General features: G+C 41.2%; 12 protein-coding genes and 1 pseudogene. 3 read left to right on the plus strand and 10 right to left on the minus strand.

All coding sequences use genetic code 11. The annotated features are described in order from the left end of the window. Positions 1-24 precede the first annotated feature (24 nt). From ald to WDC_RS00210, 4 genes are all read right to left on the minus strand, one after another. Positions 25-1,134 (minus strand): alanine dehydrogenase, encoded by a 1,110-nt coding sequence (gene ald / locus WDC_RS00195; RefSeq protein WP_044009795.1) that lies wholly within the window; start codon positions 1,132-1,134, stop codon positions 25-27. Between the two features lie 474 nt (positions 1,135-1,608). Then, positions 1,609-2,382, minus strand: coding sequence for a PhzF family phenazine biosynthesis protein (locus WDC_RS00200; RefSeq protein ID WP_044009796.1), 774 nt, complete (start codon positions 2,380-2,382; stop codon positions 1,609-1,611). Positions 2,383-2,417: 35 nt separating this feature from the next. Then, a complete protein-coding gene (locus WDC_RS00205; RefSeq protein ID WP_044009797.1) occupies positions 2,418-2,681 on the minus strand; it encodes a hypothetical protein in 264 nt (87 codons plus the stop codon). A 21-nt stretch (positions 2,682-2,702) separates the two neighbouring features. Continuing rightward, the gene (locus tag WDC_RS00210) at positions 2,703-3,395 is read right to left on the minus strand and encodes a matrixin family metalloprotease (RefSeq protein WP_156126967.1); all 693 of its coding nucleotides are present in this window, start codon (positions 3,393-3,395) and stop codon (positions 2,703-2,705) included. 229 nt (positions 3,396-3,624) lie between these two features. On the opposite strand from WDC_RS00210, the pseudogene WDC_RS00215 reads away from it, so the two are divergent. Next, positions 3,625-4,461 (plus strand): annotated as a pseudogene (locus WDC_RS00215) (YitT family protein). 1 nt (position 4,462) lies between these two features. On the opposite strand, the gene WDC_RS00220 reads toward WDC_RS00215, so the two are convergent. Genes WDC_RS00220 through WDC_RS00230 form a run of 3 tightly spaced genes read right to left on the minus strand, consistent with a single transcriptional unit; the run spans position 4,463 to position 6,159 of the window. After that, the gene (locus tag WDC_RS00220) at positions 4,463-5,164 is read right to left on the minus strand and encodes a YczE/YyaS/YitT family protein (RefSeq protein ID WP_156126968.1); all 702 of its coding nucleotides are present in this window, start codon (positions 5,162-5,164) and stop codon (positions 4,463-4,465) included. Next, complete coding sequence (locus WDC_RS00225; protein WP_225349597.1) at positions 5,157-5,714, minus strand: MarR family winged helix-turn-helix transcriptional regulator; 558 nt, start codon at positions 5,712-5,714, stop codon at positions 5,157-5,159. The genes WDC_RS00220 and WDC_RS00225 overlap by 8 nt, the downstream gene beginning before the upstream one ends. A gap of 52 nt (positions 5,715-5,766) precedes the next feature. Next, a complete protein-coding gene (locus WDC_RS00230) occupies positions 5,767-6,159 on the minus strand; it encodes a hypothetical protein (RefSeq protein WP_044009798.1) in 393 nt (130 codons plus the stop codon). 593 nt (positions 6,160-6,752) lie between these two features. On the opposite strand from WDC_RS00230, the gene WDC_RS00235 reads away from it, so the two are divergent. Next, positions 6,753-7,841 (plus strand): Ldh family oxidoreductase, encoded by a 1,089-nt coding sequence (locus tag WDC_RS00235; RefSeq protein ID WP_044009799.1) that lies wholly within the window; start codon positions 6,753-6,755, stop codon positions 7,839-7,841. Positions 7,842-8,018: 177 nt separating this feature from the next. Here the strand turns inward: WDC_RS00235 and WDC_RS00240 are convergent, their stop codons facing one another. From WDC_RS00240 to WDC_RS00250, 3 genes are all read right to left on the minus strand, one after another. Beyond that, complete coding sequence (locus WDC_RS00240; protein WP_044009800.1) at positions 8,019-9,023, minus strand: aldose epimerase family protein; 1,005 nt, start codon at positions 9,021-9,023, stop codon at positions 8,019-8,021. Between the two features lie 109 nt (positions 9,024-9,132). Further along, entirely contained in the window at positions 9,133-9,951 is an 819-nt protein-coding gene (locus tag WDC_RS00245; protein ID WP_044009801.1) for a zinc-ribbon domain-containing protein, read from the minus strand. A gap of 144 nt (positions 9,952-10,095) precedes the next feature. After that, entirely contained in the window at positions 10,096-11,478 is a 1,383-nt protein-coding gene (locus WDC_RS00250) for a sugar porter family MFS transporter (RefSeq protein ID WP_044009802.1), read from the minus strand. A gap of 304 nt (positions 11,479-11,782) precedes the next feature. On the opposite strand from WDC_RS00250, the gene WDC_RS09325 reads away from it, so the two are divergent. Further along, complete coding sequence (locus WDC_RS09325; protein WP_052497750.1) at positions 11,783-12,088, plus strand: hypothetical protein; 306 nt, start codon at positions 11,783-11,785, stop codon at positions 12,086-12,088. The last annotated feature ends 50 nt before the right edge of the window (positions 12,089-12,138 follow it).

Genomic DNA, 12,138 nt, shown 5'->3' on the forward strand with positions numbered 1-12,138 from the left:
TCCTGTCTGCTGCCAACACCACGTTTAAATTAAGCTGGCTAATTCGGTCGCGGTTTTATTTTGACTCTCAGCCACTGCCTTATTAATCAAATGCCCCTGATACGTGTTAATTCCAGTTAAGATCATGTTGTCCTTTTTAGCAGCCGCTTCAAGTCCATTTTTAGCAATTTCAATCGCATAACGAACAGTCGCACTAGCTAGTGCAGTGGTCGAGGTCTTCGGCACCGCCCCAGGAATATTAGCCACCGCATAGTGAACCACTCCATGCTTGACGAAAACTGGATCGTCATGTGTCGTCGCATGATCAGTTGTGGCAAACATTCCACCCTGGTCGATTGGAATATCAACGACTACTGAACCCGGCTCCATTGACGCAATCATCTCTTCGCTAACTAGTTTTGGTGCCTTGGCGCCAGGAATTAATACAGCACCAATCACTAGATCTGATCGTTTAACACTGTCAGCAATGTTTGTCGGAGTGGAAATCAACGTAGTCACACGACCATTGAATCGTTGGTCGATGGCCTCAAGCTTAGCAGCATTGATATCAAGCAGCGTAACATCTGCACCAAAACCAACCGCGATTTCAGCGGCATTTTGACCAACAGTGCCTCCGCCGATTACAGTCACTTGGCCACGACGAATGCCGGGGACACCACCAAGCAATAGCCCCTTACCACCCTTATTTTTTTGTAAGAATTCTGCGCCAGCTTGAACCGAAACCTTTCCTGCGACCTGACTCATTGGCACTAATAATGGCAGTGAATTATCCGGTGCCACCATGGTTTCATAGGCAATTCCCGTCACCTTGCTATCGAGCAGTGCTTGAGTTAGTTTCTCATCTGGTGCTAAATGTAAATAGGTATAAATCAACATATTTGCTTTAAAATATTGATATTCTTCGGCAATCGGTTCCTTAACCTTAATCACCATTTCGTTGTTCCATGCCGCTGTTACATCATCGATCTTTGCACCAGCATCAATATAGTCTTGGTCTGTAAATCCGGAGCCAATTCCAGCACCTTGCTGCACAATAACATCGTTGCCACCCGCAACTAAACTACGAACACCATCTGGGGTCATTCCAACGCGATCTTCTTGGTTCTTAATTTCCTTTGGGATACCAATTTTCATGATAAGCCTCCTCTTTTTGATCTGCTAGTGACATCAAATAAATGACTCCGCTTTGCGGTACGAGCTTAAATGAAAGCGGTTCCTAAGTCAACTAAAAAGACTCGGAGAAGCAGCCTTTATCCCTTGAATACCGTGGATGGATCATTTGATTAGGGCGTTAACTATTCGTGCTGTTTTTCACAAATAAATCCACTGATTAATAATCGCGGAAAATGCTTTTTACCAGTGGATTCTGGAGGTTAGATTGATCGCAAGGCTATTTGTTCCTGATTAGTTTTTTCCACGTTACTTTTTTATTGCCGAAACGTGAAAAAAAGGCAGTTTTTCTCCGCTTAGCTACGTAAAGGGAACGATACATAGTTCGTATCATTCCCTTTACTAGGCTGCCATTAGAACTTACTGCTTTAGCAGTTAGTTTTTTTGGATAACGTAGTATGCGCGAAATCTATGCGCCCTTTTTTTTCACTCTGATATTTATACATTCAAATCCGCTACCGCGTACAATACTGCGTGGCCGCTTAGTCTTGTTCTTTTACCATCATAATGGCAATACAACACGCCGCTTCTTTTGGAGGCCTGGAATGCTAAAATATTACTTTTGTGCAATCGTTTGGCCCAGTATGGCACGATGTGGCAATGGCCACTGCCGCATACTGGATCCTCGTCGATACCTAGTTTGGGTGCAAATGACCGTGACACGCTATCGTAGTCTACGCCTGGTGCCGTCACGTTCACAATTAACCCGTCTAACTTTTGTACTCCTGCTAAATTAGGTGCTAATTCTCTGACTTGCGTTTCGTTTTCCAACACACATACCAAATCGCGTCCCAGATAAGCTTCCGTTGGACGAATTCCAAGCGCAGCTTCCATATCTTCTGTGACATCAACTTGTTTGAGGTCGTAGGATGGCAAATCTAATTCATACATGTCATCTTGTTTCGTTACCGTCAACGGACCACTCTTGGTGTTAAAACGGAACTTGTCTGCTTTAGGTTCGTAGTAATGAGCGAGCACAAATGCAGTGGCCAGTGTTGCGTGACCACACAAATCAATTTCACCACCTGGCGTAAACCAACGTAAATCACAGGAGCCGCTCGTTCGAACCGCAAAGGCAGTTTCTGATAAATTATTCTCAAGTGCGATATTTTGCATCATTTCAGAACTTGGAAATTGGTCCACAATACAAACTGCAGCCGGATTTCCTTTAAACAGTTGATCAGTAAATGCATCTACAAAATAAGCTTTCATCGCTGTCACTTCCCCTTACAGCTCCATTTTACTCCTTAATTGCCAAAACCACCTAAAATAAACGTTACTAATCCGCCAATTAATACAGCAATAATTAACACACCTGCTAATAAAAAGTTAAAGGCAAATCCTAAACCACCACATAGGAGTAAACCGATAAAAATAATTGGGTGGCGAAAACAAAATTTAATAAATCCAATGATCAGTTTAATAAATAAGACGATAAATACTAATACGCCGACTAAAATACCAATTTTAGCGCCATTTTCCATCGCTAATGGCAATAACAATGATGTCATTTACTCAATTCCCTTCTGCAATTATTGATTATAGACAGCCTTCAAACCATTAATATCCTCATTCGTCAATTGGGTTCGACCACGATCAACAGGATACATCACCGACCGCTGGCTAGTGCTGTGGGCCAATCCTAAGGCATGCCCCAGTTCGTGAATTGCGACTGACCGCTTGATGAGCCCCGGATAAGTAATATTCATGCTTGCCAACGCATGATTGGCAACATAGTGGTCCAATCCAGTTTGGATAATGATGTCGGGACCGCCACGACCTAGCTCAATCGTTCCTTGTTGTGGCGCCGCCATCACCTTACGATAAAATGAAAATTTAATCTGATTTTGTTTTGCCGTACCGGTACCCCGCACCAGCTTTACAACTCCCGTTTGGTTATAAGTTTTGATCGCTTCTTCAAAGACAGTTTTAACTGCTTGCGGTGTACCAGAAGCAAAATGATAATAGTAAGTCCGCGATAGCGTAACACCTTGAACGTTGGATTCCATTGGTGTTTTGTCAGTCGCGATTGCACTTTCATCGTTCGTTTGTTTGTCCGTTTTTTTGCTTGTTGTCGTTGTCGGCGATAAAGCCACTAATTTAGCTACTAGTGGTTCAATATGCTGCCGTAGTTCGCTTGATAGCCTTTCTGCATTATCGGTTACTGGAATAATCAGAAAACCAATTACTAATGCCAGCCACATTAACCATGATTTGCGTTTCAATCTTTTCCCCTCAAACTCTAATGTCCCTTTACCATGCAGGACTGCTAGATATTTGGTCAACTATAATCCAATCGAGTAAAACAGTACATAGATATGCTGTCGATTTTAATAATTTTTAGTAATAATCAACGAACCTGTAAGCATTCAAAAATGTTGTCATTGGTCACGCCACCTTATTGCACGTTATAATAGTTACTATAATAAATTAATAATAGATAAGAGGTGACCTATGAAACGGTATTTACATTTACCAGTTGCACGCATTAGCTTGATGTTGTTGGCATTAGCAATCATCGCTGTCAGTATTAACATGTTTTTTGCCCCACATGGCGTGGCCGCTGGGGGAGCAACCGGGATTGCCATTTTAATGCAAGAAGCGTTTAACTTACCAGTTGGTTTCACCACGTTAGTCGTCAACGCCCTAATGCTGGTGCTTGCATTTTGGTTACTAAATAAGGGGACAACCCGGCGAATATTATTTGGCAGCTTGATGTTACCCGTCTTTTTATCAATCATCCCCCAAATAATGATCGTTGAAGACCGCCTGCTGGCAATTATTGTCGGCAGTACGATTTTCGCTTTTGGGGTGGCGCTTAACTACCGGATTGACGCTTCGAGCGGTGGCACCACCGTCCCGCCAATGGTCTTGCAAAAATATTTTCATATCAAACCCGCGATTGGCCTATTTGCCATCGATTTTGTGGTTTGCTTATTTAACATTCCGGTTGCCGGAGTAGAGGCATTTATCTTGGCAGTCTTTTCTATTGGTATTACTGGGTTAGCGATGAATTATGTCGCAACCGGGTTTGACCGCAAAAAAGTGATCTATATCATGAGTAATCGAGTGTAGCCACAAATTGAAGCCGATATTTTGGCTCAAACCGATCACGGTCTCACCATTCAACAAGTAGTTGGCGGACGTTCCGGCGAACCACGTGAAATGTTAATGGTAATTGTGGAACAGAATCGATTTCGCCAACTGGTTAATCTAGTGCACAAAATTGACCCCCGCGCTTTTGTTTTAGTAACAGAAGCGACGGAGGTCCATGGTGGTAATATTCAATAATTTAATTTACAGGTGTTTCAGCTGTTTTAGCCCGATCATCTTCATCTGAGCCACGTACCCATTTTGTTAGTTTAGGTAACCGGTTTTCAATTAAACCGACAATGCGACCAGATAAAAGAGCTGATAAAACGGTTCCCTCACGGACACCAATTAATTGATGACTGAAAAGCAGGCTAATAATAACGGCCGCAATCACCATCGTCAGGTCTGCTCGCACCTTCATCCGTGAAAATGACATCCGTTTGGCAATTGCAAAAGCTGCCGTCACTCCTTCACCAGCCATCATCAGGGTACGGGAATTAACCTCAAAGAATACCCCAATTGCCAGCAAAATAATGCTAATCAGTGTCAGTCCAATTTGAACCCAGTAATTCGGTAACTTAATAAAACTAAAAAACTGTACAAACCAGTCAATCATGATTCCAAAAAATAAAGATGGAATCAGCTGAATAACATTGATCCAGCTGAACCGTCTGCCCAAAGCAACCGCCTCTAGTCCAATTAAAAGAATCATATAAACGATCGTCCACTGACCAATTGTTAATGTTGTAATTTCGCTCAATACGTTGGGTACGCTCGAAATTGGCGATGTTCCTAGCAATGCAATTTTTGATAGCGCTACGCTTGCTGACATTAATCCAATCCCAAAAAGTAAGCAGAGAAAATGTCTAACCGTTTTACTTAAACTCCATTTTCTAATCAACTTTCCTCGCCTCCAACGCTTTTCTGACTAACTCTAATTGATGCCCTAATATTGCACTATCGATTTCTGGATTACTCAAAAATAAATCCGCCCACCAGTCCGACATTGTTGCCTGCAATTGGCGAGCCAGGGCCTGACCAGCTTCAGTCAACGTTATTACCCGCGCCCGTCGATCGGCTGGATCAATTTTTCGCTGCACCCACCCTTTATTAATCAACAGTTTCACATCCTTAGCGAGTAAACTGGCATCAATCGTCATATTACTGGCAATTTGTTGTTGCGTTAGCCCCGGGTGATCGCGAATAAACATAACTAAATCGCTTTGTGTTGCTCGGACATCTAGTTCGGTAATCTGTTGTTTAAAATCATTTTTGGATTGGCGGTAAACCGCAGCGATGTATTTGCTAAATTCGAATAATTCCATGGTTCCTCCGACAAACTCTTTATTTGCAATCAAACTTTTTAAAATAGTGGACTTATCCATTAAATGTTTTTCAGCAGTCAATGTCAAGCCGGTTTTTCCTTCAGGACACCGATTATAAGTAGGCAAAAAAATAGCCATCTCAGCTAAGAGATGGCTATTTTACATGGAAAAAGTGAAACTATTCAATCACTTTAACATTAGCGCCTTGTGCTTGGATATAGTTGGTAATAACATCGTGCCAATTGAACTTGCTGCTAGCTGAAAAGCTATCATGAGCTGCACGTGCACTAGCAACTTGTGAATAAGTATATTCTTCAGCAATCTTGCGCCAAGTAATCTTGTTGGTAGCAGATTTCTTGCTGCTAGTTAATTGAGCATTAGCAACTGGTGTGTCAATCATTTGAGCAGCAGCATAGTTAGCTCTGAACTGCTTCCAAGTAAACTTGCTGGTCGTTGCTTGACTTGTTGTATTTTGTGCACTGGTTGACGATGCATTAGCTTGTCCCACAAAACCTAATAAACCAAAACCAAGTACCAAAACTACTAACAAACTTTTCTTCAAATTCTTCATTTTTCCGATCTCCTTATCTTCTAATCAATTTGCTATCGACCTAAACCGAAAATTAACGTCACTATGGTAACTTTTAATTATGATTCCCAGTCACAGTTAAAAAACGAAATTAACGATTTAAAGCATCCGCTCTTACAAGGAGATACTATAGCACCAAACAAGCCTCTTGTATACTAGTTAAACTCACTTTTTTTGGCTAGTTCAATAGGTATTTTGTTATGAAAGCCTTTTACAATCCATGGTTGCAGGACCACCTTTGTTAAACTAATGGAAATTATTATTAATTTCACAAGGAACAACAAATAAGTGTAACCGTTTCCTTATCATGGAAACCGTTTTCGTAATGAAAACTTGTCAATTCAGTGATTGTCTCAATTGTCATTTTTAAGTTTTCAATTTAAAACAGCACATCTTGTATCTTTTAAACTGATATACAAGTTATATCGATCTAGACATCTTTTGCGCCAAAAATGATAAAATGATTAAAATTTAATTAGAAAACACGTTGACAAGTCCATGTCAGATCACTAACATTTACTATATGTTCCGCAATTATGCTAGTTTTAAAAATAAGAAAAGCGTGGTGGTTGTAAATGATAAAACGATACGACAGCGACAAAATGAAACAACTAGTGTTCAATATTTATCAGGCATACGGGTTCTCAGACGATGAAAGCGAAAAGGTAGCCCATACCTTGATTTACACCGATCTGCACGGCATCGAATCTCATGGTGTCCAACGCATGGTTATGTATGATCACTTCATTCAAAATGGTAAAATCCGCGTTAAGAGTCAACCTGAGATCGTCAAACAAACAGATGTTAGTGCCGTGGTTGATGCCCATTTTGGATTAGGCCAACTAAATGGCATTTACAGCATGGAGGTTGCTATCAAAAAAGCCAAAGAACATGGTGTTGGCATTGTTACTACCAGACACTCTGGTCATTATGGCATTGCCGGTTACTATGCCAACATGGCAGCTGAACAAGGCTTAATTGGAATGTCTTCAACTAATTCACGACCGGCAATGTTACCAACTCATGCTACTAAGGCGTTCGTCGGTACCAATCCAATTGCTTTTGCCATGCCAGCTAAACCACATACTTTCATTTTCGATGCCGCTACTAGCACTGTGCCACAAGGTAAAATCGAAGTTTATCGCAAATTGGAAAAAGATTTACCCGCTTTGTGGGTGGCAAAAAATGGTGACGAACCGGTTTACGACCACAACGATACTCACGACTTAGATTTACTTCGCGATCCGGAAGCGAACGTTGGTTTAGCCCCCCTTGGCGGCGTTTCGGAAGCAACTGGGAGTCACAAAGGATTTGGTCTCGGAATTATCGTTGAAGTATTTACGTCCATTCTTTCAATGGGCAATACTTCCACGGAAATTTCACCAGCAGATTTACAGGTTGGACCCAGTCAAAGTTTCATTGCCATTGATCCAGCTATTTTTGGTGATAAAGATCAGATTGTTAATCGCTTTTCAGAGTATTTACAAAACATCCGCGAACTACCTGCTATTCCTGGCAAAACAATTTACGTTCATGGCGATAAGGAAGCTATTGCATACGCTGACCGAAAGAAAAATGGCATTGAAATTGATGACCATACACTTGAGGAAATTATGACAATCGCTCAGCGGTTGGGCGTGGATTATAAACCATTTATTGGATGAGTAGGATACATAGTTTGAGAGTAAAATTGCGTTTATATAATTTATGTTGATTAAACACGTTCACTGCCGCAAATGGCTCATGCATAAAGTAAAGAATCCTTAGATGAACTCATACTTTTGAGTTCATCTAAGGATTTTTACTTATGCCACGGAGTCAAATCGTAGCTGTTCAACGCTCTATTTTTCGAAGTACCGATATCTAATCGTGTACTGCTTAGGCTTATCTGGCTTCAAAGTGATATCACCGAAGCCCTCATGGTTAATTGCATCTGGCAACGTTTGGGCCTCTGTCGCCACTGCATTGTATAGCTTTGAATCATCTAATGGGTTAGCCGTAAAGACCACTAATCCATTGCGATCGGAATAAATTGCTACATGGCGATTACTATTGGCATCACTCAAAACTGCAATTGGTTGGTCTGCACTTGGCGTTACTTCAAATGCATCATCAATTTCTATCTTGCCAGTTTGTTTCTTAATGGCCGTCAATGCCTCTGTCACTGAAGTAGTCTTGGTGAAATCGTAGCCTGTATTAGCAATGGCATTGAACTTGCCTGTTGGCAATTTGCGATCGTCTAATTCAAGCATCCTATCACTGTTAATCTGCAACTGTAAGCTGGTAATATCTTTTTGGCCGTCTGTAATATTAAAATAGGCGTGATTAGTTGGATTGAATAACGTTGTGGCCGTGGTAGCGGCATCAAACGTGATTGCTACTTCATTATCATCGTTGAATGTGAACGTAATCGTGGCATCTAGGTCACCAGGAAAGTGGTCCTCTGTGCTAGGAATATGCCGTGAGAAAACAACGCTCGCCTCATGTTCTCGCACTTGTGTCTTAGCATCCCAAATTAATTCTGGAAAACCATGTGGGCCACCGTGTAGCGTATTACCACTTTCATTTGCGTCAAAATGAAATTCTTTTCCATCAATTGTGGCTGTCGCATCTGAGATCCGGCCAGCAACCCGACCAACTGATTTACAAAGGCAGTAATTGGCGGGTCCAGCATACCGTGCCACATCATCAAAATACACAATCAGTGGCTTACCATTGACCACAAACCCCTGCCAAGTAGCACCGAGTGTGATTACCCGAATAAAACTACCAGCTTGATTTGTCACCGTGTACCGTTCAATATCTGTTCCGTCTAATTGTCCAAAAATATCTTTTGTAATTTGCATAAATATCCTCCTATTGGAAACGCTTAATTAATAATATTATACGCCTTTGAAATCAAAACGGCGGCTTAACTTGGTGACTAAATTTGCGGGCATTCAGCAGTACAATCAATCAGTCCTGATTATAATAAACGTAATTTTTGGCATTGCGTAAAATGTCATCCGAAACGTCGGCACCCTTCCTCAAATCGGAGTAACTAATTGAACCACCAAACATTTCTTTGGCTTTATCCGGTCCCTCCAAATTAGGATCCGCATAGATTGTTACACCAGTGCCATCATTATAAAACATCATCCCCGGGGCTTGTTGCTTCAATTGATCATCAGTCCCGTCAAACATATAGTAAGTTGTGCTCTTTGGATCCTCATCAGTTGCCGTTTTATCCTCGACCATAATCATAAACTGGCGATTCTTCCCCTTAGCGATCATCGCTTTCCATTGATCTGATAAACCAGCTGGGTCGCTGTGATACTTTTCGTACACGTAATCATATGTTAGCAATGCCAATTGTTCGGTAGACAAATCTGAATTATTGATGCTGGCTTCACTATCCTGTGTTGCACTACTACTTGTACTAGAGGTAGCACTACTACTTGATGCTTGTGAGCTTTGTGATTGAGATGCTGCTTCACTATTAGTTGTGTCACTATTGTGCTTTATCAATGCTGCAGCGCCACCAATTAACACTACCACCACAATCACTACAATGAGCCATATTTTCCCCCGCCCACGTTTCGGTTTTTTCGGTGCACCATTTCTTTGTGCTTGCTCAGCTGAGTCACCGCTATTGGATGCGTTTGTTGCTGTTTGAGGCTTTTGTGCCAAATATTTTTTGATATTAAAACCACAATTTGGACAGAAATCATCGCCATCAGACAATGGTTCGCCGCAGTTTGGACAAAATTTAAGTTGGCTCTCCTTCTCCGCCATAATAAATCCCCCCTGATAAAAACTTACGCTTCCTAATATATCACAACCGATCAGCAATAATGCTGGTTAGATATTTTTTTAATTAGTAAAAGCCTTCTTTGCTTGAATTGCCACAAATGCAGTTCATTCAAAGAAGGCTTAATTTTAATTATCTGTAGTTTTAGCAGCTGCTTTACGACGCATTTCCATTTCAATTTCTTCCAATGATTTACCCCGCGTTTCGGGAACCATATAAATAACGAAAAAGATTGAAACGACCGCAAAGAATGTAAAGACAGCAAACGGACCGCCAACATTATTATGGAATGTTGTTAATAGCACTAAGAAAAATTGGGACACAATGAAATTGCCAATCCAGTTAGCAGCTGAACCGATCGAATTACCGACACCACGAACATTCAATGGGAAAATTTCACCAATCATTAACCAACAAATTGGTCCCCACGAAACCGCAAAGCCAAAAATATAAATGGCAATTAAAATCATTGTTGGCACTGCTGCGGCTTTGACACTTATCGTGAAGTTTAGAATCGATAACACACCGATAGAAACGGCCATCACGATTGAACCAAAGAGTAAAATTGTGCGACGATTGAACTTATCCATGATGTTGTAAGCCAGCACCGTGCAGACAAAGTTCACCACACCAATACCAACAGAAATCCAGATAGCAGTTCCTTCAGCAAAACCAAACCCCTTAATAAATACTTGTGGCAAGAAATAAATTACAGAATTAATACCAACAAGTTGCTGCAATAACATCAAGCCAATTGCGACAATGACGGCAGGACGGGCAAAAGTAAATAATTCCTTTAAGCCGCCCTTCGGTTGATTGGCAACTTCTTGAATATCAGCTAACTCCTTGTCTGGATCTTCATTTGTATTAGCACGTAAGCCGTGCAACACATTTCCAGCTTCATCAACTTTGCCCTTTTCAACTAAGAATCGTGGTGATTCTGGCAAAATAAGTGAGCCAACAAAGAGGATGGCAGCAGGAATCAGTGCTGAACCAAGCATCCAGCGCCAATCACGCATTCCCAGCAGGTTGTGGTGCAAGAAACCTAAATTAGAAACGTAAGCTAACAAAATACCCAGTGTAATCATTAATTGAAACATTGTTCCAAGTGAACCACGGTGCGGTGCATCGGCTAATTCTGCTAAGTAAGCAGGAGTTAGCGCTGAAGCAGACCCAACTGCGAAACCCAGGATGATCCGGGCAGTAATCATGGAGCCAAAGCCCACTGCAGTCATTGAAAGTCCGGAACCTAGTAAGAATAAAATAGAAGCAACCAACAATAACTTTTTACGGCCAAATCGATCTGACAAACTCCCGATCGATAGCGCCCCAATGGAGGAGCCGATTAACACTGATGAAGTAATAAAGCCAGTTTGTTCAATATTCAGGCTAAAATCTGTTTCGATCAGTGAAGATGCGCCTGAAATAATACCAGTATCAAAACCAAATAATAGGCCACCAAGTGCCCCGAAAACAAAAATAAAGAAGGTGCTTAAATGTCGCGTTTTCATGCCAATCTCTCCTAACAAAAAACAAGTAAATTTTTACAATGTCATAATTGTAACCCTTTACATTATAGATGCAACCCCTTTTATCACATGCACCTTGTCCTGGTATGGACCAATTGCCTGCTATCCCTGGACTAGCCCATTTCAACCGGTGCAAAAAATTTTTTAGCATATTTGCATCAATACTTCCTAGCTATTAAATACGCACAAAACTCAAATTAGCACGTTATTATTCAACAAACCTGAAATTTTCTTCCATTTATGGTTAAATGATTATCGGACTGTTTTTACCAGAGAGGATTTTTTTATGTTTAAGCATTTATTTTTATTTACGTATGGATTAATACTCAGTGCTGTTTGTGGCACTTTAGTAGGACTCTTCTATATATTGCAGGGGCAATTAATTGAACTTATTTGGCGAGATTCTTACTTTCAGCCGCTTCGCAACGCTGTAATCATGATTGCAGTTGCGCTCGTTATCCTGATTACTCGCCGCTGGTTTGGTCAATTACCCAAAAACTTCAGTAACATCATGGTTGAAATTCGCCGTACTGGTACAGCTAATTATCGCTACGTTTTGTTGCAAATGATTATTCGCCATCATTCTGGTTAGTGGTACCAGCCTGGGACCAGAGGCCACCCTGGTTAGTTCCACCGTTTTAT

Source organism: Paucilactobacillus wasatchensis, assembly GCF_000876205.1.
GTDB classification, from domain to species: Bacteria; Bacillota; Bacilli; order Lactobacillales; family Lactobacillaceae; genus Paucilactobacillus; species Paucilactobacillus wasatchensis.